This is a genomic window from Streptomyces sp. NPDC002577, from assembly GCF_053594815.1.
This window is the reverse complement of record NZ_JBSFWK010000072.1, coordinates 1-24380: the sequence shown is the minus strand read 5'-3', so window position 1 is coordinate 24380 and position 24380 is coordinate 1. Positions and strand designations below refer to the sequence as shown.

22 protein-coding genes and 1 pseudogene are annotated in these 24380 nt (G+C 70.8%); 6 read left to right on the top strand and 17 right to left on the bottom strand.

All coding sequences use genetic code 11. From position 1 onward, the window contains the following. Positions 1-8 precede the first annotated feature (8 nt). The 7 genes from pgi to ACWD4J_RS42175 all read right to left on the bottom strand — a co-directional run bounded on the left by pgi (position 9) and on the right by ACWD4J_RS42175 (position 9310). The gene (gene pgi / locus ACWD4J_RS42205) at positions 9-1655 is read right to left on the bottom strand and encodes a glucose-6-phosphate isomerase (RefSeq protein WP_451400859.1); all 1647 of its coding nucleotides are present in this window, start codon (positions 1653-1655) and stop codon (positions 9-11) included. Beyond that, positions 1648-2637 (bottom strand): glucose-6-phosphate dehydrogenase assembly protein OpcA, encoded by a 990-nt coding sequence (opcA, locus tag ACWD4J_RS42200; protein ID WP_451400858.1) that lies wholly within the window; start codon positions 2635-2637, stop codon positions 1648-1650. The genes pgi and opcA overlap by 8 nt, the downstream gene beginning before the upstream one ends. Then, a complete protein-coding gene (gene zwf, locus ACWD4J_RS42195; RefSeq protein WP_451400857.1) occupies positions 2634-4322 on the bottom strand; it encodes a glucose-6-phosphate dehydrogenase in 1689 nt (562 codons plus the stop codon). Before zwf ends, opcA begins: the two co-directional genes overlap by 4 nt. Positions 4323-4359: 37 nt before the next feature. Then, positions 4360-6456, bottom strand: coding sequence for a transketolase (gene tkt / locus ACWD4J_RS42190; protein WP_451400856.1), 2097 nt, complete (start codon positions 6454-6456; stop codon positions 4360-4362). Between the two features lie 145 nt (positions 6457-6601). Beyond that, complete coding sequence (gene wrbA / locus ACWD4J_RS42185; RefSeq protein WP_451400855.1) at positions 6602-7219, bottom strand: NAD(P)H:quinone oxidoreductase; 618 nt, start codon at positions 7217-7219, stop codon at positions 6602-6604. Between the two features lie 847 nt (positions 7220-8066). Next, complete coding sequence (locus ACWD4J_RS42180) at positions 8067-8627, bottom strand: YbaK/EbsC family protein (protein WP_451400854.1); 561 nt, start codon at positions 8625-8627, stop codon at positions 8067-8069. Between the two features lie 110 nt (positions 8628-8737). Further along, positions 8738-9310 (bottom strand): helix-turn-helix domain-containing protein, encoded by a 573-nt coding sequence (locus tag ACWD4J_RS42175; protein ID WP_451400853.1) that lies wholly within the window; start codon positions 9308-9310, stop codon positions 8738-8740. Between the two features lie 100 nt (positions 9311-9410). On the opposite strand from ACWD4J_RS42175, the gene ACWD4J_RS42170 reads away from it, so the two are divergent. Next, positions 9411-10277, top strand: a complete 867-nt coding sequence (locus ACWD4J_RS42170) for an EamA family transporter (protein ID WP_451400852.1) — start codon at positions 9411-9413, stop codon at positions 10275-10277. Positions 10278-10313: 36 nt separating this feature from the next. Here ACWD4J_RS42170 and ACWD4J_RS42165 read toward each other — a convergent pair whose 3' ends face one another. From ACWD4J_RS42165 to ACWD4J_RS42150, 4 genes are all read right to left on the bottom strand, one after another. After that, complete coding sequence (locus tag ACWD4J_RS42165; protein ID WP_451400868.1) at positions 10314-11048, bottom strand: acyltransferase; 735 nt, start codon at positions 11046-11048, stop codon at positions 10314-10316. A gap of 150 nt (positions 11049-11198) precedes the next feature. Continuing rightward, positions 11199-11765 carry a gamma carbonic anhydrase family protein gene (locus ACWD4J_RS42160; RefSeq protein ID WP_451400851.1) on the bottom strand — a complete coding sequence of 189 codons (567 nt, stop codon included), beginning with the start codon at positions 11763-11765 and terminating at the stop codon, positions 11199-11201. 111 nt (positions 11766-11876) lie between these two features. After that, complete coding sequence (locus tag ACWD4J_RS42155; protein WP_451400850.1) at positions 11877-12539, bottom strand: DedA family protein; 663 nt, start codon at positions 12537-12539, stop codon at positions 11877-11879. Between the two features lie 147 nt (positions 12540-12686). Then, complete coding sequence (locus tag ACWD4J_RS42150) at positions 12687-13124, bottom strand: DUF4442 domain-containing protein (protein ID WP_451400867.1); 438 nt, start codon at positions 13122-13124, stop codon at positions 12687-12689. Between the two features lie 147 nt (positions 13125-13271). Between ACWD4J_RS42150 and ACWD4J_RS42145 the strand changes: the two genes are divergently transcribed. Further along, complete coding sequence (locus ACWD4J_RS42145) at positions 13272-14645, top strand: MFS transporter (RefSeq protein WP_451400849.1); 1374 nt, start codon at positions 13272-13274, stop codon at positions 14643-14645. Here ACWD4J_RS42145 and ACWD4J_RS42140 read toward each other — a convergent pair. The 3 genes from ACWD4J_RS42140 to ACWD4J_RS42130 form a co-directional block, all read right to left on the bottom strand. Continuing rightward, positions 14632-15477: a spermidine synthase gene (locus tag ACWD4J_RS42140; protein ID WP_451400848.1), complete on the bottom strand. Its 846-nt coding sequence runs from the start codon at positions 15475-15477 to the stop codon at positions 14632-14634. The two genes, ACWD4J_RS42145 and ACWD4J_RS42140, sit on opposite strands and share 14 nt — an antisense overlap. A 143-nt stretch (positions 15478-15620) precedes the next feature. Next, positions 15621-16826, bottom strand: coding sequence for an elongation factor Tu (gene tuf / locus ACWD4J_RS42135; RefSeq protein ID WP_451400847.1), 1206 nt, complete (start codon positions 16824-16826; stop codon positions 15621-15623). A 133-nt stretch (positions 16827-16959) separates the two neighbouring features. Next, positions 16960-17154, bottom strand: coding sequence for a hypothetical protein (locus tag ACWD4J_RS42130; RefSeq protein WP_451400846.1), 195 nt, complete (start codon positions 17152-17154; stop codon positions 16960-16962). A gap of 229 nt (positions 17155-17383) precedes the next feature. On the opposite strand from ACWD4J_RS42130, the gene ACWD4J_RS42125 reads away from it, so the two are divergent. Next, the gene (locus ACWD4J_RS42125; RefSeq protein WP_451400845.1) at positions 17384-18256 is read left to right on the top strand and encodes a TVP38/TMEM64 family protein; all 873 of its coding nucleotides are present in this window, start codon (positions 17384-17386) and stop codon (positions 18254-18256) included. Positions 18257-18506: 250 nt separating this feature from the next. Continuing rightward, positions 18507-21449: a SpoIIE family protein phosphatase gene (locus ACWD4J_RS42120; protein ID WP_451400844.1), complete on the top strand. Its 2943-nt coding sequence runs from the start codon at positions 18507-18509 to the stop codon at positions 21447-21449. A 25-nt stretch (positions 21450-21474) separates the two neighbouring features. Here the strand turns inward: ACWD4J_RS42120 and ACWD4J_RS42115 are convergent, their stop codons facing one another. Beyond that, positions 21475-22245, bottom strand: coding sequence for a hypothetical protein (locus ACWD4J_RS42115; RefSeq protein WP_451400843.1), 771 nt, complete (start codon positions 22243-22245; stop codon positions 21475-21477). 146 nt (positions 22246-22391) lie between these two features. Further along, on the bottom strand, positions 22392-23258 hold the full coding sequence (locus ACWD4J_RS42110) for a hypothetical protein (RefSeq protein ID WP_451400842.1): 867 nt from the start codon (positions 23256-23258) through the stop codon (positions 22392-22394). Between the two features lie 126 nt (positions 23259-23384). Here ACWD4J_RS42110 and ACWD4J_RS42105 point away from each other — a divergent pair, with 126 nt between their 5' ends. After that, a complete protein-coding gene (locus ACWD4J_RS42105) occupies positions 23385-23519 on the top strand; it encodes a hypothetical protein (protein ID WP_451400869.1) in 135 nt (44 codons plus the stop codon). A gap of 157 nt (positions 23520-23676) precedes the next feature. Beyond that, a pseudogene (locus ACWD4J_RS42100) lies at positions 23677-23805 on the top strand (PadR family transcriptional regulator); the annotation flags it as partial. A 64-nt stretch (positions 23806-23869) separates the two neighbouring features. Here the strand turns inward: ACWD4J_RS42100 and ACWD4J_RS42095 are convergent. After that, positions 23870-24262, bottom strand: coding sequence for an NUDIX domain-containing protein (locus ACWD4J_RS42095; protein WP_451400841.1), 393 nt, complete (start codon positions 24260-24262; stop codon positions 23870-23872). Between the last annotated feature and the right edge of the window lie 118 nt (positions 24263-24380).

Here is a 24380-nt window from a genome sequence, read left to right as displayed (position 1 = left end):
TCGGCGCATCAGCGGCCTCTCAGGGACCGGTAGGCGGCGACCAGGGCGGTCGTGGAGGCGTCCAGGCCGGACACCTGGTCGCCTTCGGTGAGGGCGGGCTCGATGCGCTTGGCGAGGACCTTGCCGAGTTCGACGCCCCACTGGTCGAAGGAGTCGATGTCCCAGATCGCGCCCTGTACGAACACCTTGTGCTCGTACAGCGCGATGAGCTGGCCCAGCACCGACGGTGTGAGGGAGGGGGCCAGGATCGTCGTGGTGGGCTTGTTGCCGGGGAAGGTTCGGTGCGGGACCTGCTCCTCCGCAGTGCCCTCGGCCCGCACCTCGTCGCTGGTCCTGCCGAAGGCGAGGGCCTGCCCCTGGGCGAAGAGGTTGGCCATCAGCAGGTCGTGCTGGTCCTTCAGCTCCTGGCTGAGCTCCTCGACCGGCGCGGCGAAGCCGATGAGATCCGCCGGGACGACCTTCGTGCCCTGGTGGATCAGCTGGTAGTAGGCGTGCTGTCCGTTGGTGCCGGGGGTGCCCCAGACGACCGGGCCGGTCTGCCAGCCCACCGAATTGCCTTTCCGGTCCACGGACTTGCCGTTCGACTCCATGTCGAGCTGCTGCAAGTACGCCGTGAACTTCGACAGATAGTGGCTGTACGGCAGCACGGCGTGCGACTGCGCGTCGAAGAACGAGCCGTACCAGACGCCCAGCAGACCGAGCAGCAGCGGAGCGTTGGCCTCCGGTGGCGCCGTGCGGAAGTGCTCGTCGACCAGCCGGAAACCGTCCAGCATCTCGCGGAACTTCTCCGGGCCGATGGCGATCATCAGGGACAGGCCGATGGCGGAGGGGTACGAGTAGCGGCCGCCGACCCAGTCCCAGAACTCGAACATGTTGGCCGTGTCGATGCCGAACTCGGAGACCTTGGCGGTGTTCGTCGACAGGGCGACGAAGTGCTTCGCGACGGCTTCATCACCGGCCCCCAGTCCGGCGAGCAGCCAACTGCGCGCCGATGTGGCATTGGTGATGGTCTCGATGGTGGTGAAGGTCTTGGACGCGACGATGAACAGCGTCTGGGCCGGGTCCAGATCGCGCACTGCCTCGTGCAGATCCGCGCCGTCCACATTGGAGACGAAGCGGAAGTCGAGGTCACGTGCGGTGTAGGGGCGCAGGGCCTCGTATGCCATGGCGGGGCCCAGGTCCGAGCCGCCGATACCGATGTTCACGACGGTCCTGATGTGCTCGCCGGTGTGGCCGGTCCAGGCGCCGGAGCGGACCTGCTCCGCGAACGCACTCATCCTGTCCAGCACGGCGTGCACGGCCGGGACGACGTTCTCGCCGTCGACCTCGATCACGGCGTCGCGCGGTGCGCGCAGGGCGGTGTGCAGTACCGCGCGCTGCTCGGTGACGTTGATCTTCTCGCCCCGGAACATCGCGTCGCGCAGGGCGGTCACGCCGCGTGCCTTCGCCAGGTCCTGGAGCAGCGCCAGCGTCTCGTCGGTGATCAAGTGCTTGGAGTAGTCGATCAGCAGATCGCCGACGCGGACGGTGAACAGCTCCGCCCGTCCGGGATCCCAGGCGAACAGCTCACGCAGGTGGAGGTCGCCGAACTCGACACGGTGCTTCGCGAGTTCGGTCCACTCGGGCAGCTGGTCGAGGCGGGCGGTGTCAGACATGTTTGTGCTCCTGGTTCTTGCGTATCTCCACCAGCGGGGTCACCTTGGCCCGGATCTCCGGGGCGGGTGAGGTGACCCTGACGCGGAGGGCAGCGGCGTACGCCTCGTCGGGGTCGAGGCGTCGCAGCTCCTCGGCGATGAGTTCAGCGGTGGTGCGGACCTTCAGAGCGAGAGTCCGCGTGGGCTGGCCGGGAATGGCCAATTTGGCCAATGGGCCGTCGGGTCGGTCGATGTGGATCTCGCCGTCCGCGGTACGCAGTCGTACGGCGGTGACCACCGGTCCGTCGGAGACGACCTGCTCGACCGGCACGTTCAGCCGGTCGGCGAACCAGCCGGCCAGCAGCTCGGCGCTGGGATTGTCTGCCTCGCTCTCCACGACGGCGGAGGTGATGGGCGTCCGGGCCTGGTCGAGTGCGGCGGCGAGCATGGAGCGCCATGGGGTGAGCCGCGTCCAGGCCAGATCGGTGTCGCCGGGTGCGTAGGAGGTGGCGCGGACCGCGAGTTCGCGCAGTGGCTGCTCGACCGCGTAACTGTCCGTGATCCGGCGCTGGGCGAGCGCGCCGAGAGGGTCCTGGGCCGGGTCGGCCGGGGCGTCGACCGGCCACCAGACCACCACGGGGGCGTCGGGCAGCAGCAGCGGCAGCACCACGGAGTCGGCGTGGTCGGCCAGTTCACCGTGCAACCGCAGCAGTACTGTCTCGCCGGACCCGCTTTCGTCGCCGACCCGCACCTCGGCGTCGAGGCGGGCGGTCCCGCGGTCCCGCGCAGAACGCCCCGATCGCTTGATGACCACCAGGATGCGGGCGGGATGCTCCCGGGAAGCGTCGTCGGCAGCCTTGAGGGCGTCGTAGTGGTTGGCTTCGTCGGTGACGATGACCAGCGTCAGCACCATGCCGACGGCGGGGCTGCCCGCGGCCCTGCGGGCCTGCACCAGAGCCGAATTGATCTTGCTGGATGTGGTGTTGGTCAGGTCGGTGTTCATGGCCGCCGCCAGCTCCGTCCGTCTCGTGCGAGCATCTTGTCGGCCGCCTCGGGACCCCAGGTCCCGGCGGTGTACTGCTCGGGCCTGCCGTGGCGGTCCCAGTGGTCCTCGATCGGGTCGAGGATTCTCCAGGACTCCTCGACTTCCTCCGTGCGCGGGAAGAGGTTGGCGTCGCCCAGCAGCACGTCGAGGATCAGGCGCTCGTACGCCTCGGGGCTGGACTCCGTGAAGGACTCGCCGTAGGCGAAGTCCATGGTCACGTCCCGGATCTCCATCGAGGTGCCGGGCACCTTGGAACCGAAGCGGACCGTGACGCCCTCGTCCGGCTGGACGCGGATCACGAGCGCGTTCTGGCTCAGCTCCTCCGTGGCCGTGCGGTCGAAGGGCGAGTGCGGGGCGCGCTGGAAGACGACGGCGATCTCGGTGACCCGGCGGCCGAGCCGCTTGCCGGTGCGCAGGTAGAACGGCACCCCGGCCCAGCGGCGGTTGTCGACTTCCAGCTTGACCGCGGCATAGGTGTCGGTCTTCGACTGCGGGTCGATGCCGTCTTCCTGGAGATAGCCGACGACCTCCTCACCGCCCTGCCAGCCGGCCGCGTACTGGCCGCGCACGGTGTCCCTGCCCAGGTCCCCGGGGACCTTGACGGCCTTGAGGACCTTGAGCTTCTCGGCGACGAGGGATTCAGCGTCGAAGGCGCCGGGCTCCTCCATGGCCGTCAGCGCCAGAAGCTGCAGGAGATGGTTCTGGATGACGTCACGCGCCGAGCCGATGCCGTCGTAGTATCCGGCCCGGCCGCCGATGCCGATGTCCTCGGCCATGGTGATCTGTACGTGGTCGACGTAGGACCGGTTCCAGATGGGCTCGAACATGGTGTTGGCGAAACGGAGCGCCAGGATGTTCTGGACGGTCTCCTTGCCCAGGTAGTGGTCGATGCGGAAGACCTGATCGGGTGCGAAGACCTCGTGGACGACCTGGTTCAACTCCTTCGCGGAGCCGAGGTCGTGGCCGAAGGGCTTCTCGATGACGGCCCGCCGCCAGGACCCCTCAGGCGCGTCAGACAGTCCGTGCTTCTTCAGCTGCTGGACGACCTTGGGAAAGAACTTCGGCGGTACGGAGAGATAGAACGCGAAATTGCCGCTCGTACCGCGTGCGGCGTCGAGCTCGTCGACGGTCTCGCGGAGCCTCCTGAACGCCTCGTCGTCGTCGAACTCACCGGGAATGAACCGCATTCCGTCTGCGAGCTGCTGCCAGATCTCCTCGCGGAACGGCGTACGGGAATGCTCCTTGACCGAGTCGTGGACGATCTGCGCGAAATCCTCGTTCTCCCAGTCGCGCCGTGCGAACCCGATGAGCGAGAAGCCCGGCGGCAGCAGCCCGCGGTTGGCCAAGTCGTACACCGCGGGCATCAGCTTCTTGCGGGACAGGTCGCCGGTGACGCCGAAGATGACGAGTCCGGAGGGGCCCGCGATACGCGGGAGCCGTCGGTCCTGAGGGTCACGCAGCGGGTTGACCCAGCCGCTGATCTTCGAGATCACGTCAGAGATCGACGGGTTGGTGGTGACACCCACCACGTGCTCCTCATCGATGAGTTCGGCGAGGCTGCCGGAGGCGATCCGACCCCGGGACGGGTCGTCGAGCCAGATCGAGACGCCTTCGTCGGAGAGGCGCTTGAGTGCATGGGACATGGGACTACATCTCCTGAGAGAAGTGATGGCGCGTCGCTCAGAAGGACGCGGTGTCGGTGCCGAAACGTGACTCGAGCGCAGCGCGGGCGGCCGCGGCGACCGCGTCGGCGGTGAAACCGAACTCGCTGAAGAGAGTCTTCGCGTCGGCGCTGGCCCCGAAGTGCTCAAGAGAGACGATGCGACCGGCATCGCCGACGTAGCGGTGCCAGGTCAGGCCGATACCGGCTTCGACAGCGACGCGGGCGGTGACCGACGGGGGCAGCACGCTGTCCCGGTATGCCTGGTCCTGCTGCTCGAACCACTCCACGGACGGCATGGACACCACGCGGGTGGGGATGCCGTCGGCCTGCAGCTGCTCGCGGGCATCGACGGCCAGCTGCACCTCGGAGCCGGTGGCGATCAGGATCACCTGCGGCTTGCCGCCTGCCGCTTCGAAGCGGACGTAACCGCCCCGTGCGGCATCGACGTTGGGCTCGTAAGTGGGGACGCCCTGGCGGGTCAGCGCCAGCGCGTGCGGCGCGGGGTCCATGGCGCGGCGCTTGACGATCTCGGCCCACGCGATGGCGGTCTCGTTGGCGTCCGCCGGGCGGACGACGTTCAGGCCCGGGATGGCGCGCAGACTGGCCAGGTGCTCGACGGGCTGGTGGGTGGGGCCGTCCTCCCCCAGGCCGATGGAGTCGTGCGTCCACACATACGTGACCGGCAGCTTCATCAGCGCGGCCAAGCGCACAGCGGGCCGCATGTAGTCCGAGAAGACGAGGAACGTGCCACCGTAGATACGGGTGTTGCCGTGCAGCGCAATGCCGTTCATGGTCGCGCCCATGGCGTGCTCACGGATCCCGAAGTGGACTGTGCGGCCGTACGGATCCGCCTCCGGCAGCGGATTGCCGTTCGGGAGGAAGGACGAAGTGACGTCGATCGTGGTGTTGTTGGAGCCCGCCAGGTCTGCCGAGCCGCCCCACAGCTCGGGGATGACCGCGCCGAGCGCCTGCAGCACCTTGCCGGAGGCCGCGCGGGTCGCCACGCCCTTGCCGGTCTCGAAGACCGGCAGCGCGTCTTCCCAGCCCGCGGGCAGCTCGCCCGCCTGGATGCGGGCGAACTCGGCGGCACGCTGAGGATCGGCCGTGCGCCACTCCTCGAACCGCTTGGCCCACTGCGCGTGCGCCTCGCGGCCCCGGTCGACGGCCCTGCGGGCGTGCGCCAGTACCTTGTCGGCCACGTCGAAGGTCTTGTCGGGGTCGAAGCCCAGCACCTGCTTGGTGGCGGCGACCTCGGCTTCACCGAGCGCCGAGCCGTGCGCGGCCTCGGTGTTCTGGGCGTTGGGGGCGGGCCAGGCGATGACAGTGCGGGCGGCAATGATCGACGGGCGGTCCGTGACGGCTTGGGCGGCGCGGAAGGCCGCGTACAGGGCGTGCACATCGAAGTCGCCGTTCTCGGCCTGCTCGATGCGCTGGACGTGCCAGCCGTAGGCCTCGTAGCGCCCCAGGACATCCTCGGAGAAGGCGGTCGCGGTGTCGCCCTCGATGGAGATGTGATTGTCGTCGTACAAAACGATCAGGTTGCCCAGCTTCTGATGGCCGGCAAGGGAAGACGCCTCGGCGGAAATGCCTTCCTCCAGGTCGCCGTCGCCCACGATGGCCCAGATGGTGTGGTCGAACACCGATTCACCGGCAGGGGCGTCCGGGTCGAACAGACCGCGCTCGAAGCGGGCGGCCATCGCCATGCCGACGGCGTTGGCGATGCCCTGGCCGAGCGGTCCCGTGGTGGTCTCGACGCCGACCGTGTGGCCGTGCTCCGGGTGGCCCGGAGTCCTGGAGCCCGAGGTGCGGAACGCCTTCAGGTCATCCAGCTCCAACCCGTAACCCGACAGGAACAGCTGGTTGTAGAGGGTCAGCGAGGTATGGCCCGGGGAGAGGACGAAGCGGTCCCGGCCGACCCAGTCCGGATCCGACGGATCGTGCGTCATGAGCTTCTGGAACAGCAGGTACGCGGCGGGCGCCAGGCTCATGGCGGTGCCCGGATGGCCGCTGCCGACCTTCTGCACGGCATCCATGGCCAGTACCCGGGCGGTGTCGACGGCCCGTCGGTCCAGGTCGGTCCACTCGAGGTCGGTGGTGATCGGCTTGGTGCTCATTCTGATCAGCGGTCCTTCTCAAAGAGCCGGTTGTCGGGAGACGTGGAGGTGAGACCGGTGAGCGTCGGTGGTACGAGGCGGCGTCGCCGGAGCCGGTGCGCCCACGAAGCGGGGTGCCCGCCGTGGGCGCACCGGCGAGGGTGGGTCAGGCTGCGAGGCCGTTGCGCAGGGCAGCCGCGATCTGGACGACGCGCTCGGCCTGGTGGCGGGCGGCATTGCGAGTCTGGTCGCCGACCGGGTTGTTGCCCTGGGCGTCGACGTGGGAGGTGCCGTACGGGTTGCCGTCGATGAACTTCACCGGGTCGGTGTAGCCGGGAGAGACCACGAGACCACCGAAGTGGTGGATCGAGTTGTAGAGGGCGAGCAGCGTCGACTCCTGGCCGCCGTGGGTGGTGGCGGTGGTCACGAAGCCGCTGTAGACCTTGTCGGCCAGCTTGCCCTGGGCCCACAGGCCGCCAAGGGTGTCGATGAACTGCTTGAGCTGCGAGGAGATGTTGCCGAAGCGGGTCGGGGTACCGAAGATCACGGCGTCAGCCCACTCGACGTCCGCGGGGGTGGCAACCGGGATACCGGCGCTGGCCGCGGCATGCGCGGCCCAGGCCTCGTTCGACGCGATGGCCGCCTCCGGCGCGAGCTCGGCCGCCTTGAGCAGACGCACCTCGGCTCCGGCCTTCTCAGCGGCGACGGATATCTCCTTGGCGATCTCGGCACTGAAGCCTGTCGAGGAGTAGTAGATGACGGCCAGCTTGACGGGGTTGGTCATGGCTCGGACCTCCGACTTCCTTATGTTTTCTATGTGTTCTCGACGTGCTGTGCTGCTTTGTGCACACCCGCGCCCCGCCCGGATGGGGGCGAGCTCGGCTGATGCCGGCCAAGTGGAAGACGTCCGGCGGACCGTCTTCGCATGTGATCGAGCAGGCGAGTGGTTGAACCTTGAACCACATCGCGCTATTCCCGCTCACCCTGACGCTATTTGGCGGGTTCGAGGGTGGCCTGACTTCCAGCGCACCGTGGCTTGTCCGTCTGCGAACACAAAGGGCCGGGGGCGGCGCTGCTGAATCGCCGGTGCTCGATTCGTGCGGTGCACCCTGAGAGAAACCTCGCCATGACACTTGCCCGCGCCCTGGGTGGCGCGCGCCGGGTACAGAGTCGCCGAGGTCCTGCAACAAACGCGTCCGAGCCGCCGGCCTCGACATGGTCCAGGAGACCGATGAAGATCTTGCTCCGACCACCCGGCTCGCCCCGGATTGCCAGTAAATGTCAATCATCATGAACCGATGCAAGCCGGGCGCGATTCCAAGATCTTCAGGACACTCCTAGGCTAGGCCTGTCGTCAAACTCCCGTCGTCCGCCCAGAGGGCGGGCCCCGCGGCGTCATGGGGGCGCCCCCTGTTCAAGCGAAGCCGAGAACCTGGGGGAGCGTGCAGCTGCAAGGCGGAGGATTGAGGCATGGCGGAGCCATGGTGATTGACGACAACGCGGCAGATGCGCGTGCCAGACGCCGCGGGGCTGGGGGCACCTCCCAGCGGTAGCTGGGGGAGGGAGTTTGACGACAGGGCCCAGGACCGTCGCCCGGCCATCGAGATTCCACGGCTCGGCTGAGGTCGGGCCTAGCCGGCGACGCCGATGCCCTCCAGCACCACCGCGCCCGGGAGTTCCGCGAACGCCTTGCCCGGCACGATCAGTTTGCCGCGGCGGCTGCCGCTGCCGATGAGGACGTGCGGCAGGTCCACGACGGCCGCGTCGACCAGGAGCGGCCAGTCGGCGGGCAGGCCGATCGGGGTGATGCCGCCGTACTCCATGCCCGTCTCACCCGTCGCGGTCTCCATGGGCGCGAAGGAGGCCTTGCGGGCACCGAGTTGGCGGCGCACCACGCCGTTGACGTCGACGCGGGTGCGGGAGAGCACAAGACAGGCGGCGAGGCTGGTCTCGCCCCCGCGCTTGCCGGCCACCACCACGCAGTTCGCGGAGGTCTCCAGCAGGTCGGCGCCGTAGTGCTCGACGAAGACGGCGGTGTCGGCGACGGCCGGATCGCTGTCGACGTAGAGCAGCTGCTCAGCGGGCACCGTGCCGCGCCAGTGGCGTACGGCGTCTGCGACGGGCGCGGTCAGCAGATCCAGGCTGCCGGGAGCGGTCCTGACGTCGTCGAAGTCTCCGATGGGTGCACGCATAACGGCACGCTAGCAGCCGCGTCGGCGGCGGCGATCGGCGTACCGGACCCGCAGTAGGACTCGCCGCAGGACCCGCCGCACCCCAGGCGGATTCCCGCACACCGACCGCCTCAGCGCACGCCCGGCACCGACACCGTCATCGTCATCTCCAGCGGCTCGTCGCCGTCGTTGCGGTACCCGTGGGCGGTACCCGCCTCGTAGGACGCGCTCGTGCCCGCCGGTACGCGGTACTCGGTCCCGTCCACGACGAGGGTGAGCTCGCCCGCCGTCACATGGATCAGCTCGAAGGTGCCGGCCGGATGCGGATCGGAGTTGCTGCCCTCGCCCGGCATCAGCCGCCACTGCCACATCTCCAGCGGCCCCGGCGCCTCCGCACCGGCCAGCAGCCGGTTGAAGCTGCCCGCCTCGGTGTTCCACAGCCGCAACGCCTGCTCGGGCGGGACGATCCGGACCTTGGGTCCCTGCTCGTAGTCGAGCAGGGTCGTGACGCTGACCCCGAGGGCGTCACCGATCTTGACGACCGTGCCGAGGCTGGGGTTGGTGCGGGCCTGCTCGATCTGGATGAGCATGCCGCGGCTGACCCCGGCGCGGGCGGCGAGGGTCTCCAGGGTGAAGCCGCGCTCGCTGCGACAGCGTTTGACGTTGCGCGCCAGGGACTGGGTCAGCAGGTCGAGATCCGACACGATTCCAGGTTCCGTCCAATATTCTGGATGACAGAGTTCATTTTAATGAACTACGGTGGGGTGCACCCGATGTTCACTGCACTGTACTGCGAGGTCGACCATGACAGCACTCTTCGCCCTGGCCACGAGCCTCCTGTGGGGGCTGGCCGACTTCGGCGGCGGGCTGCTGACACGGCGTCTTCCGGCCCTCACGGTGGTCGTCGCCTCGCAGTCGATCGCCACGGTCGTCCTCGGCGCGATCGTGATCGCGACCGGCGGCTGGAGCGAGGCGGGGCCGCAGCTGTGGTTCGCCGCCGCGGCGGGTCTGGTCGGTCCGGTCGCCATGCTCTCCTTCTACAAGGCGCTCGCTCTCGGGCCGATGGGTGTCGTGTCGCCGCTCGGCACCCTGGGCGTCGCCGTGCCGGTGGGCATCGGGCTGATCCTCGGTGAGCGGCCCGGACTGCTGCAGTACGCGGGCATCGCCGTGGCCGTCGCCGGGGTCGCGCTCGCGGGCGGGCCGCAGTGGCGCGGGGCGCCGGTACAGCGGCAGGCGATCGCGCTGACCCTGGTCGCGGCCTTCGGCTTCGGCACGGTGATGGTGCTGATCGCCGAGGCGTCGACGACGATCACCGGTCTCTTCCTGGCGCTGTTCGTGCAGCGCCTGACCAATGTGATCGCGGGTGGCACGGCCCTTTACGCGTCCGTGCGGCGCGGCGGCAAGGCGCTGCCGGAGGGGGCCGGCTGGCGCACCCTTTTGCCGGCGGTCCCGGCGCTGGGCTTTGTCGGTCTTGCGGATGTCGCGGCCAACGGCACCTACTCGCTCGCAGCCCAGAACGGTCCCGTCACGGTGGCCGCGGTCCTCGCCTCGCTCTATCCGGTGGTCACCGCTCTCGCCGCCCGCGGTGTCCTCAGTGAACGGCTGCGGGGTGTGCAGGCGGCGGGGGCGGGTCTGGCCCTGGTGGGTACGGTCCTGCTGGCGAGCGGCTGACCCGGCCGACGCCGCCGTTCCGGCGCCCCCGGCCTGTCAGTCCGACCGCTCGGGACCCGCCTCCAGCTCCGCCAACGCCAGCAACTGCTCCGGAGTGACTCCTTCGGGGATCGGCACCGGCGCGGGGGTGCGCAGCGGCGGCTGCCAGCCCTGCTCCGGGTCCCAGCGCCGTACGACACGGGCCGGAGCGCCGGCCACGACCGCATGATCGGGTACGGACCCGCGTACGACCGCACCCGCCGCGACCACCACGTTGCGGCCGATCCTCGCGCCCGGCAGGATCACCGCCCCGGTCCCGATCCAGCAGCCCGGACCGATCTCGACCGGCTCCATGCGCGGCCACTGCTTGCCGATGGGCTCGTGCGGGTCGTCGTACGAGTGGTTGGTGGACGTGACGTACACGTAGGGACCGAAGTAGCAGTCGGAGCCGATGGTCACGGTCGTGTCGGCGATGACGTGGCTGCCGCGGCCGAGGACCACTCCGTCGCCGATACGCAGGATCGGGTCGGGTCCGAGGTCGAGGTCGGGCATCAATCCGGCCGTGAGGGTGACCTGTTCGCCGATGATGCAGTGGTCGCCGAGATGGATCCAGGGCTCGCCGAAGACGGTCCCCTGGGGGAAGGCGAGCCTTGTGCCGTGTCCGAGCGCGCCGAAGCGGAGCCCGCCGGGTCGCTCGGCGGTGACGGCACCCGTCCGCTGCACCCACGCCCATCCCGCATGGACGGCGCGCTGCGCGGCGCGGCGCCGCCACGCGGTCAGAGACGAGAACATGTTCTTGCTTTTCGGCACCCGCACACCGTACTCAGCGCGGAGTACGGCCCAGAGGGCCGACAGCTGTGATCTTCGCCCTACGGCAACGGACTTCACAGCGCGCGCCGGTCTCCACATGGCGGCCACCCGGCGCCGGCCCGAGCGGGGGTCTCAGCCCTCGTCGTCCGCGAACGCCTCCCGGTGCCGCTTCGCCAGCTCCACGTACACCGCGGCGTTCAGCTTGATGCCCTCGCGCTCCTCCTCGGTGAGGCTCCGCTTGACCTTGGCGGGCACGCCCGCGACCAGCGAGCCGGGCGGCACCTGCATGCCCTGCGGGACGAGCGCCTGGGCGGCGACCAGCGAGCCCGTGCCGATGCGCGCGCCGTTCAGCACCGTGGCGCCCATGCCGATGAGGACGTCGTCCTCCACCGTGCAGCCGTGCAGGACCGCGTTGTGCCCGACGGACACGCGCTCCCCGATCGTCACCGGGAAGCCCGGGTCCACGTGCACGGTGGAGTTGTCCTGGATGTTGCTGTCCGCCCCGAGGACGATCGGGCCGCCGTCGCCGCGGAGCACGGCCTGGTACCAGACGCTCGAGCCCGCCGACATGACGACGTCGCCGATCACGACGGACGTCGGAGCGGCGAAAGCGTCCGCGGCGACCTTCGGCTGCTGTCCGCCGACTCCGCGGATCAGCGCCTGTCCCGCCTGGTGCCCCCGCCCTGCCTGCCCGGTCATCTGCGACTCCTTACCGCTGGTACGCCACGCCGAGAGCACCGTAGGGGACTCGGGCACGTACTGGCGCCCGCTGGGGCGAAGATCACAACGGGCGGGACCGGGCGCGGGCGGTCAGTCGCCGGCCGGGACCGGCTGCGGCTCGGTGGAGTCCGTGTCCTGTGCCGTCCCGGCCGCGGCCTTCTTCGTCTTCCGCCTGAAGACCAGCATCGAGACGAGGCCGATGACCAGGGCCGCGACGAGGCCGAGCCACGAGAACCGCTTCAGCCACGCCTCGGCGACGATGCCCACGTAGTAGATGACCGCCGTCGTACCGCCGGCCCAGAGAACGCCGCCGAGCACGTTGGCGATCAGGAACTTCCAGTACGGCATGCGCAGGACGCCGGCGAGCGGGCCCGCGAAGATGCGCAGCAGGGCGATGAAGCGGCCGAAGAACACGGCCCACATGCCCCACTTCTCGAAGGACCGCTCGGCCGTTGCGACGTGGCCCTCGCTGAAGTGCTTCGGGAACCTGCGGCCGAGCCAGGCCAGCAGGGGCCGACCGCCCTTGCGCCCGATCGCGTAGCCGATGGAGTCACCGACGATCGCGCCCCCGCTGGCACAGATACCGAGGACGACCGGGTTGATCTCCCCGTGCTGGGAGGCGAGCAGCGCGGACGAGATGAGGATGATCTCGCCCGGCAGCGGGACACCCAGGCTCTCCAGACCGATGACCACGGCCACCAGGGCGTAGATGCTGACCGCCGGCACCGTCTCGAGCCATTCCTGGACGTGCAACGCCGGTCCCTCCCGTTCTGTACGTCGACCCGGCCGGCGCTTCTCTTTGCGAGCGCGTGTGCGGGCAGCCTACCTGGCCACTCGACCCCGGTGCGGGCCCCGGGGCCGAGTGGACGCCGTCGCCGCCGCGCCACCCGCGCCGCGAGGTCAGCTGTTGGGACGGAGCGTCCAGAGAACGGTCATCTCGCCGGTGACGGCGCCGTCCTCGCGCCGGATGGCGACGGACACCGGGAACTCGGGCCGCTGCCCCGCGTCGAGCTCGGCGATCACGTCGGCGGCCGGGCGGCCGAGCGACGCGGTGGCGGTGACCCGCCCCCTGGCGAGCTTCTTGTAGGCGATGTCGGCGCTGACGGCGAGCGGCACGGCCCGGGTCAGCTGGTCCTGGAAGGCGGCGAGAACGACCGCCCCGCTGGCGGACTCACCCAGGGTGAAAATGGCTCCGGCGTGCGGGCCGCCGACGTGGTTGTGGTATTCGCTCTGGTCCGGCAGGGCCACCACGGCCTTCTCCGGCGAGGTCTCGAGGAACTCGAGGTTCAGTGTGCGAGTCATCGGCACCGTGGCGGCGAGCATCTCGCCGATCGACATCTGGTCAGCGCTCATGAAGCCGAATGTTACTCATGGGTAGCTCTTCTTGGCCAGAGAAACGGCACCCGCCGAAAATCTCCGGCCGCGGGCTCGTATCGGCGGAAAATCGGTTTGGCAAGTCGGCCCGGTGGCGGGGATAGTCCTCCGGTGAAGACTGCCGACACCCCCGCCTCTCCGAGACGTCCGCGCCGCCCCGACCGGGCGGGCCGCAACTACACCCTGCTGACCACCGCCGCGGTCGTCACGAATCTGGGCAGTCAGGGCGCGCTGATCGCGGCGGCCTTCGCGGTCCTCGACGCGGGGGGCGACGGCGGCGACGTGGGTCTGGTGGCGGCGGCCCGCACCCTCCCCCTCGTGCTGTTCCTGCTGATCGGCGGTGCCGTCGCGGACCGGTTGCCGCGGCACCGGGTGATGGTCGCCGCCAACGCCCTCAACTTCGTGTCGCAGGGGGCCTTCGCCGTACTCGTCCTCGCCGGCGACCCGCAACTGTGGCAGATGATGCTGCTGACCGCCCTCGGCGGCACGGGCCAGGCCTTCTTCAATCCGGCGGCCGAGGGCATGCTGATGTCCTCCGTGAGCGGTGCGCAGGCCGGCCGGGCGTTCGCCCTGTTCCGCATGGCGATGCAGGGGGCCGGGCTGGGCGGCGCGGCCCTCGGCGGGGTGATGGTCGCGGCGGTCGGTCCCGGCTGGGTGCTCATGGTGGACGCGGTGGCGTTCGCCGTGGCCGGTGCGCTGCGGTCGTTGCTGGACGTGAGCCACATTCCGCCGCGCGAGCCGGGTGGCGGCATGCTGGCGGATCTGCGGGACGGCTGGCAGGAGTTCGTCGGACGGCCCTGGCTGTGGTCGATCGTCGCCCAGTTCTCGGTCGTGGTGGCGGTCGTCGGCGCCGCCGAGTCGGTCTTCGGCCCGCTGGTCGCCCGGGACGAGCTGGGCGGGGCCGGGCCGTGGGGCCTGGCGCTCGGCGCGTTCGGGGCGGGCACGGTCGGCGGTGCGCTGCTCATGATGCGCTGGAAGCCGCGGCGGCTGCTGTTCGCGGGCACCCTGTGCGTGTTTCCGCTCGCCGCGCCGTCCGCTGCGCTCGCCGTGCCGCTGCCGGTGGGCGGGCTGGCCGCGGTCATGTTCCTCAGCGGTGTGGCCATCGAGGTGTTCGGCGTGTCGTGGATGACGGCCCTGCACCAGGAGATCCCCGAGGACAAGCTGTCCCGCGTCTCGGCCTACGACTGGTTCGGGTCGATCGCCATGGTCCCCCTGGCCACGGCCCTGGCGGGCCCGGCGGAGAGCGCCTTCGGACTCACGGCGTCCCTGTGGGGCTGCGCAACCCTGGTGGTCCTGGTCACGGCGGCGGTGCTGTTCGTGCCGGACGTAAGGAACCTGACACGGCGTACGGAGGAGATCGTGCAGGCGGGCGACGCCGGCTCTGGGCCTGCCGAGCAGGCCGCGGCCGGGGGCAGGGACGACGCGGACGGGGCCGGAGACAGGTCTTCGGAGGACGTGCCGGGAGCGCCGGTCAGCCCACGCTGAAGGCGCCTGCCGGTGGTTCGGGCGACGCCACCGCGTCCTCGTCGCGCACCGGTGCCGCGTCCCCGATGAAGGCGCGCAGCGCGGGCCCGTGTTCGACGCGGGCGGGAAAGGCGTCGGCGGCGGTACGCCGGGACAGTGACGCGACGTCGATCGGCTCGTGCGACGCGACGAGCACGGCGTTGCCGAAGCGGCGGCCCCGCAGCACGGCCGGCTCGGCGATCAGCGCAAGCTCCGCGAAGACCTCGGAGAAGGTCGCGAGTTGGGAGCGGAGGAAGACGAAGGGCGCGCCGTCGGCGAGGTTCGCGGCGTAGAGCCCGCCGGGCCGCAGCACGCGCTCGGCGGCGCGCGCGTACGCGAGCGAGGTGAGGTGCGCCGGGACGCGTGACCCGCCGAACACGTCCGCGACCAGGACGTCCACGGAGCCTGGCGCGGCGCCTTCCAGCCATGCGCGGGCGTCGTCGCCGTGCACCGTGATGTCCGCGCCGTCGGGGAGGGGCAGGCGTTCGGTGACGAGCGCCAGCAGCCCGCGGTCGGCCTCCACGACGTGCTGAGGTGAGCCGGGCCGGGTGACGGCGAGATAGCGGGGCAGGGTGAGCGCGCCGCCTCCGAGGTGCAGTACGTCGAGGGGGCGGCCCGGTTCCGCCGCGGTGTCGAGGACGTGCCCCAGCCGCTGTGCGTACTCGAACTCCAGGTGCTCCGGCTCGTCGAGGTCCACGTACGACTGGGGCGCCCCGTCGACCGTCAGCAGCCACGCGCGGTCCCGGTCGACGTCGGGCAGCAGCTTCGCGACGCCGTGATCGACGGGGCGGGTGACGGGTATCGGCTCTTCCACGGCTTCATTGTGCCGCCAGGGCGGCGACGCGGGGCGCGTCGCCGCCGCTGCGGGCAACCGCAGTCCGAAGGGCACCCGCCGTCGTGGGTTGCGCCCACCCGTTCCGCCCGCGGAACGCCTGCCCACAACGGCGGTACCCTCCGTCAGACCGCCGCCGTGGCCGCCACGACCGCGCCCGCGTCGCCGACCGCCGTGACCGTCCCGGCACCCACCGTGCGCCCGCCCTCGCGAATGGCGAAGCCGAGGCCCGGCTCGAGCGGGATCTCGCGGCCCAGCTCGACCGTCATGGTGACGGTGTCGCCGGGGCGGGCGACCGCTGCGGCGCCGAGGTCGACGTCGCCGACCACGTCCGCGGTACGGATGTAGAACTGCGGGCGGTACCCGGTCGCGACGGGTGTCGTACGGCCGCCTTCGCGCGCCGACAGGACATACACCTGTGCGGTGAAGCGACGGCTGGGCGTGACGCTGCCGGGCGCGGCGACGATGTGGCCGCGACGCACGGCGTCGCGCGGCACACCGCGCAGCAGCAGCGCCACGTTGTCCCCGGCCTGCGCCTCCGTCATGGGCTTGCCGAACGTCTCGAGGCCGGTCACCACGGTCTCGGTGTCCGCGCCGAGGACCTGCACGCGGTCGCCGACCCGCACCGTGCCCCGCTCGACGGCTCCGGTGACGACCGTGCCGCGGCCGGTGATGGTGAGGACGTTCTCCACGGGCAGCAGGAACGGCGCGTCCACGTACCGCTCGGGCATCGGGACGTACGTGTCCACGGCGTCGAGGAGCGCCTCGACCGCCGCCGTCCACTGCGGGTCGCCCTCCAGGGCACGCAGGCCGGACACCCGCACGACGGGCAGGGAGTCGCCGCCGTACCCGTGCGCGGACAGCAGCTCGCGGACCTCCAGCTCCACCAGGTCGGTGAGCTCCGGGTCGCCCGCGTCGGCCTTGTTGAGGGCGACGACGATGTGGTCGACGCCGACCTGGCGGGCCAGCAGCACGTGCTCCGCGGTCTGCGGCATGATCCCGTCGAGCGCGGACACGACGAGGATGGCCCCGTCGAGCTGGGCCGCGCCGGTGACCATGTTCTTGACGTAGTCGGCGTGTCCTGGCATGTCGACGTGCGCGTAGTGGCGGGTGTCGGTCTCGTACTCGACGTGCGCGATGTTGATGGTGATGCCGCGCTGGGCCTCCTCGGGCGCGCGGTCGATGCGGTCGAAGGGCACGAAGGTGCCGGTGCCGCGCTCGGCCAGCACCTTGGTGATGGCGGCGGTCAGGGTCGTCTTGCCGTGGTCGACATGGCCCATGGTTCCGATGTTGAGGTGCGGCTTGGTGCGTACGTATGCCGTCTTGGACATGGCTGGCTGGTTCCTCTCCGGAACGCGGAAGCGGTGGCCCCGACGCGGCGCGATCGGTCGCGGAGGCGGGACGTGGACCCCAGGGCCTTGCCGACCCTCCCCCTGCGGGGTCCGCTGGACTGTCCGGGAAGGGTCAGCTTCGGGCGCCGTCGAGGGGCGCCGGCGCTGCGACTGCGGCAACGGCGGCCGCGAGTGCGGCGGTTGCCGTGGCGGTGGCGACACCGGCCGCCGCGCATGCGGCTGCGGCGGCGACGAGGGCAGCCTTCGGCGCGTCCGCGACTGCGGACGGCGCTGCGAGGAAGGCGTGCCGGAACATGTCGTCGATCATGGCTCAGGCGCCGTCGGCACGTCGACCGAATTTCCGCGGCCCTGTGCCCGTGCCGGGTCCTGAAGTGACGACGGATCAGGGAATGCTGCGGCCATAGCGAGTCGCACAGCCGGGGAGTTCTGGTGCGGGTGAGTTCACTGCGGCCGGTGCGGTGTGTGTTCCCGATCCTGTGACGCTCGTGAGAGGCACCATACGGCGTTTGCTCACTTGTGTCGGTTAGTCTCCCCGGATGCCCGAACCCGCCGCCGACCGACCAGCCGGCCTCGCCGCCACCTGCCCCGAGGACCGGGCCTCCGGCGATCCCGCAGGCTCGCACAGCACGAGCGTATCGACCCTGCCCACCGAAGGCCGGACGGACGTTGCGGGCGCCAGGCCTGCGCTCTTCGCCGCAACCGGGCTCGTGCCCCTCGCTACGCGCTCCCTCGTGCCCTTCGCGGCGCGCTGTATCAGAGTGCTGCTGTCGCCGTGGGCGCGGCTGTCCCTGCTCATCGTGCTGCTCGCGGCCGCCGCCATGGCGGTGCTGCTGTTCGAGCCGCAGCGGTTGCTGACCGGCGGCTGGCCGCCGCACGTGAACGGCGCGGCGGCGGTCGTCGTCTTCGCGGTGGCGTACGGCGTGTGCACCGTCGCCTTTGTGCCACGGCCGCTGCTCAACCTCGCGGCGGGCGCCCTGTTCGGCTCCCAGCTGGGGCTCGGCGCCACGCTCGCGGGCACGGTGATCGGCGCCGGCGCCGCCTTCGGACTCGGGCGCCTGCTGGGGCAGGACGCGCTGCGCCCGCTGCTTCGGGCCCGCTGGCTCAAGGCCGCCGACAGTCAGCTGAGCAGACACGGTTTCCGGTCGATGATGGCGGCACGGCTCTTTCCCGGCGTGCCGTTCTGGGCCGCGAACTACTGCGCGGCTGTGTCCCGTATGGGCTGGCTGCCCTTCCTGCTCGCCACGGCGCTCGGATCGATCCCCAACACGGCGGCGTACGTCGTGGCGGGCGCCCGCGCCGCCACGCCGACGTCTCCCGTCTTCCTGATCGCGATGGGGTTCATCGCGGTGACGGGGATCGCTGCGGCCGTGGTGGCGTGGTGCAAGCGCCATCGCCTGCGCGGGCACTGAGCCATGGCCTGGCAGCGCCCGGGCGCTGCCGTGCCAGGCACCCGCGGCGCACCGCAGAACCGCGAACACACGAACGGGCGAGCGAAGGCGGACCGCGGCTGACCCGGGCACGCGGCCCCGGCCTGCGGGTCCCGGCCCCGGGACGTACGGGCCGTCATCTGATCCCGGCACCACCGGGCGTTTCCCCTTCGCACCCCCGCAGCGCATAGTGATCCTGTGGTGATGACGAGCCCGGAGAGGCGCCGGTCAGGTGAGTGAGATCCGGCCCCTGGGACCTCCGCGGGCTCCGGCGCGCACGGCGTCGGAGCTGCCCGAGGCCGCCCGGATGCGGGTGCTCATGAGGGTGGGCGCCGACCACACCGGGGTCGAGTTGCTGAGGCTCGCGCTGCACCATGCAGTCGCCGAACTCGCCGGGCTGGGGGGAATGGTCCACCTGCAGCGTGTTCCAGGTGAGAGCGAGCGACTGGACCTGGTGACGGTGAGCGGACTGCCCCACGAGGTCACGAAGGTCTGGGAGATCGTCTGTCGTCAGGACTCGACCGCCCCCGCGCGAGCGCTGCGCGCGGGCTCTCTGGTCTGGGATCAGGAGCCCGGCGACGAGGAGGACCCCGATCCCTCCCCCGGTGGCACGGGAATGGCGTCGGTGCCGCTGCCGGCTCCGATCGGCCCGTTCGGAGTCCTGTCGGTCGTCACCACCGCGCCCGGCCCGCCCTCGGCCGCGCAGGTTCGGTTCCTGGAAACGGTCGCCGGGTGGGTGTCCGAGCGGCTGCGGAATCCCGCCCTGCCCGCTGCAGCCCCGGTGAACCCGGCATGGTCGGCGGAGGAGACCTGGACGGGGCCCCGGTTCCAGCAGGCGCTGAAGACGGCCCAGGTCGGTACGTGGGACCTTGATCTGCGCACCGGGCGGCTGAGCTGGGACGAGATGACGATGCAGCTCTTCGGCTTCGACCCGGAGACCTTCCACGGGCAGCTCGACACCTTCATCGAACTGCTGCACCCCGACGACCTGGCGCGGGTACAGAACGACCTCCGGGAAGCCATCGAGAAGCGAGGCTTCTCGGTCACGGAGTACCGGGTCTGCCGCCCCGACGGCACGATCCGCTGGGTCGAGGCGCGCGGCCAGGTGCTCCTCGGCGACGACGCAGAGCCGACGGTCATGGCCGGCACGCTCTGGGACACCACCGACAAGCGGATCGCCATGGACTCCGTGGGGCGGGCCCTGCGGCACATGAGCGACGGGTTCCTGGCGATGGGCGACGACCTGCGCATCGCTTATGTGAACCTGCAGGCCGAGCGCCTGCTCGGCCCCTGGCAGGAGCTCATCGGCAAGCAGCTGTGGGCGCTGCCCGGCATTCCGGTCGCCTGGTTGGAGGCCCGCTGCCGGCAGGCCGTCGCCGACAGGGTCGCCACCGGTTTCGATGTCCGGTGGCCCACCGACCAGCGCTGGTACCACATGCGTCTGGTGCCGGTGCCGGACGGCCTGACCGTCTACTTCACCGACGTGACCGGGAAGCGGATGGCGGAGGAGCGGCGCACGGCGGCCGAGCGCGCCGCCGCCGAGCGCACGGAGCGCATCGAGCAGCTCAACTCCGCCCTCGCAGAGGCGGTCAGCGTCCAGGACGTGGTGACGGCCGTCGCCGATCGCGTGCTGCCGCCGTTCCGCGCCAACGGACTGGTCGTCCAGCTGGTGGAGGGCGGCTTCCTGCGGGTGGTGGGAGGAACGGGCTACGACAAGGAGTTCCTCCACGGGGTCCCCGACGATCTCAGCCTCACGGAGCCCGCGCCCAACAACGACGCCTTCCTCGCCGGCACTCCTCAGTACGTCTCCTCCAGGGAGGAGATGCGCCGCCGCTATCCGCGCCACGCCGAGGCCGCCTTCGAAGGCGCGAAGCATGCATGGGCCTTCCTGCCCCTGATCGTCTCCGGACAGCCCATCGGCTGCTGTGTGATCTCCTTCCCCCAGCCGCGCCAGTTCGGCGAGGAGGAACGAGCGCTGCTCACCACGCTCAGCGGGCTCGTCGCCCAGGCGCTGGAGCGGGCCAGGCTGTACGACGCGGAGCACGTCCGCGCCCAGGAGCTGCAGCGGGGTCTGCTGCCCCAGGAACTGCCGTCGGTGCCCGCGGTCACCGTGGCCGCGCGCTATCTTCCGGCCACCGAGGGCCTGGACGTGGGCGGCGACTGGTACGACGTGATACCGCTCTCGGCCGACCGGGTGTGCCTGGTGATCGGCGACGTGATGGGCCACGGGTTGTCGGAGGCCGCCACCATGGGCCGCCTGCGGACGGCCGTCCACACCCTGGCCGGTCTGGAGCTGCCCCCCGACGAGGTGCTGTCCCATCTGAACGACGTGGTCAGCGATCTGGGCGTCGACTTCTACGCCACCTGCCTGTACGCCGTGTACGACCCGGTCGCCCACGTCTGCACCTTCGGCTGCGCGGGGCACCCGCCCCCGGCACTCGTCCATCCGGACGGCAGCGTGTACTTCCCGGCACTCGCCACGAACCCGCCGCTCGGCGCGGCGACGCCGCCCTTCGAGACCACCGAGGTGCCGGTGGAGGACGGCAGCGTTCTGGTCATGTACACCGACGGCCTCGTCGAGTCCGCGCACCGCGACATCGACAGCGGCATGAGCCATCTCGCCCACATCCTCGCCACCGCCCGGCCGCTGCCCGAAGGAGTCGACCGGCCCGCGGCGTGTCCGCCGCGCGACGCGCCGTACCTGGAGCAGCTGTGCGACACGCTCACCTCGGCTCTCGTCCCCGCCCAGCAGCAGACCAGCGACGACACCGCCCTGCTCGTGGCCTGCACGCACGCCCTTCCGGCCGAGTACGTGGCGTCCTGGTGGCTGCCCGAGGCGCCGATAGCCGCCGGCCAGGCGAGGGACCACGTGCGGCAGCAGCTCATCGACTGGCGGCTCGACGGCCTCGTCGACACCACGGAACTGCTCGCCAGCGAACTGGTCGGCAATGTGGTCCGGCATGCGAGGGGGCCCATCCAGCTGCGGCTGCTGAAGAGCCGCTCCCTCATCTGCGAGGTCACCGACGGGAGCCCGACCACGCCTCGAATACGCCGCGCACGGGACACCGACGAGGGCGGCCGCGGACTGCAGTTGATCGCGGCGCTCTCGCAGCGCTGGGGCACGCGCTACTTCGCGAAGGGCAAGAGCATCTGGACGGAGCAGCCCCTGCCGTGACGGCGGCCGGTCTGCCGCCTGCTTGTCAGTCCTGTTCGCCGGGCGTTTCCGCCGGTGTCTTGCTCTCCAAGACCTGCTGCAGTCGCTGGCTCCCCAGTGTCGCGGCCTGTTCGGTGGCGGTCCGCTGCGCGCCCTGCAGCCCGCCGTTGGTGAAGGTGATGCCGTTGGGCCCGTTGAGCACGGCCGCGGAGTCGAGAGCAAGGGTGGCGTTCTCGCCGTCCACGTTCGTGGTGAGCGTCGTGTGCAGGCCGATGCGGTCGTCGCCCGTGTCCGGCAGTTCGAAGTCGATGACCTGCACCGTGGCGTCCGCCTTGGTGGGGCCGACCTTGGCCGTGAACTGGTCGCAGGTCTGCGGCAGTTTCTTCAGCCAGTCCATCTCCTTCCGCACGTCCGCCTGTTTCTTGTACGCCGCGACCTCGTAGTCGAGATACGACTCGTTCGCGCTGTTGTAGAACACACGGGAGGCGTCCGCCGACGTCTTGCCGCCGAGGAGATCGCCGTCCGCCAGCCGGTCGAGGAACTTCTGGCAGTCCTGGTTCCCGTCCACCTTGCCCTCGAGCAGCGCCTCATGTGCGGCGTCCTCGTCCGTCTCCTCCCACGGTGAGCCGAGGTCGGATGCACCGATCAGCGCGATGTCCGCCTGGGCGTCCGTGAGCGCGGCGGCCGTCGGCGCCGGGGCGGTCGGGGCGGCCACCACCGAGACCGCTCTGTCGCCCGAGCACGCCGCAGTCGCCATCAGGGCTGCCGCGGCCAGCACCGCCGCCGGGCCACGGGATACGCGCGCTGCGTGCTTCATCTCGGGTTCCTCCTCGGTGCACTGTTGCTGCTCCCAACCCACCACCGGCCGCCGGTGCCCACCACCGCGAAGGGCCGTACGGGTGGCACCCGCCGTCCGGGAAGGCGCGCCTCGTGCGGCGATGACCTCCGCATCTGCCCGAGGCCTCAACTCCCCCGGCCCGCCCGCCCTTCCGGCCTGCCCGGCTCCCTCGGCCCCTCGGGAGCCACCTGCTCGGCCTCGCCGAACCGGGCCAGCGCCAGAGCGCCCGCGACGGAGACCACGAAGCCCGCGACGCCCAGCGGCGCGAAACCCGGCCGTGTCGTGTCGCCCAGCCAGACCACGCCGAACACCCCGGGCCACACGGTCTCACCGATCACCATCGCCCCCGTCGCGGCGGCGACCGAGCCGGACCGCAGTGCCTCGATGAGCAGCACATATCCGCCGAGTCCGGAGATCATCACGGCGTACGTCGTCGGCGCGGACAGGATCCCCGTCACCGTGATGTCCGGCAGGAGCCGTACCCCGATCCCGGTCAGCGCGAAGCTCAGCCCCGCGATGCCGCCCAGCACCGCGGCACGCGCGCGACGGAGGCGGCGGTTCACCACCCAGCCGAGCAGCACCAGGCCGACGGACATCCCCAGCGTCACCCAGCGCATGCGGGCGTCCCCGTTGCTCGTGCCCTCGTGCCCGGCGGCGACGGCCAGTACGGCGAGCCCGCAGCAGACCGCGAACACGGCGCCCCATTCCGTCGGCCGCAGCCGTACGCGCAGGACGGCGGCCGCCACGGCAGCGGTGACCGCCAGCGACGACGCAAGTGCCGCTTCCACCAGGAACAACGGCACCGAACGCAGTGCCACCACCTCGGCCAGGAATCCCAGCGTGTCCACGGCGACACCGACCAGGAACGGCCACCGGAGCATCGCCCGGACCGGCCCGCCGCCGGTCTCCATTCGCGCCCCCATGGCCTGCAGCACCGTCGCCACGCCCATGAGAACCGCAGCGCAGAGCGCCAGCAGCACGCCGTATGCCATGTACGCACCGTAATCGCCGTGGGGGCATACGCTCCCTGTTCGCTCACGGTGTGTCACACCGGCGCCCTGAGCGCCGGGCCGGAGCCGATCACTGAAAGGCTGTTATCTAAAGATCAAGGTGAGGCGATGACCACGGTCCCCGGTGGCGAAGAACTGCAGCGCCGGCTCGACCGCGGCTACGGACGCCCTCTGCGCGACGGCACGGCCCGCGCCATGCAAGGCACCACCCCCACCCACTACGGCCAGGACATCGCCGACTGACTCACCTGACTCCACCAGCAGCAGTCGGCGCGCCGACCACACCCACGCTCTCGCCTGGCTCCACCACGGCGGCGGAGCCCCCCGCTCCCGCAGCCGCCGCTTCAACGCCTGCCACACCTTCTACATCTGGGCCGCCGAGACCGGCCTGTGCCGACACTTTTTCTACGACGGTGACCAGCCGCTGCGCGCGGAAGAGTTGGACGACCCCTACCGCCGTGGCATGCTCGTCACGGCCCGTGCCACCAGCCACACCGAGCGGGCCTGGCTGCACGAGATCCTCGCCTGACGCAGCAGGAAGCAGGTGGGCGGCCGACGGCTCCCACCGACCGCCCACACAACGACTTGAGGCGTTAGAGCCGCGGCAGCACGCGGTCGAAGAAGACGCGATCGGCCGCGAAGACGGGCTGAAGCCCGGAGAACTCTCGCCGCGTGACCCAACGCACGTCGCTCACCTCGCCCGGTTGCATCACCACCTCGCCTTCCTCCGCCTCGGCGGTCCACCAGTGCAGGCGGAAGGCGCCGTCCTCGGTCTGTGACTCCCAGACCTTGGCCAGGCGAGAGACCCGCAGGCCCACTTCCTCGTGCACCTCCCGAACCACGGCTTCTTCCTGCGTCTCACCAGGTTCCAGCTTGCCGCTGAGGGGCGCCCAGTACCCCGGCAGCCGGGCCAGCGGGCCACGCTGGATGACGAGCACCCGCTCGCCTCGCCGCACCACCGCGACGATCGCCTCTCGCCTCTCCATCACGCACCTGCCTTGGCCGCGTCGCGTGGTCGTCGGGTCGCCGCCTGGGCGGCCGGCTACCAAGGGGAGGCCATGATGCACGCGTCATCCACCACGCGCCACGAGGCGGGCCGCGACC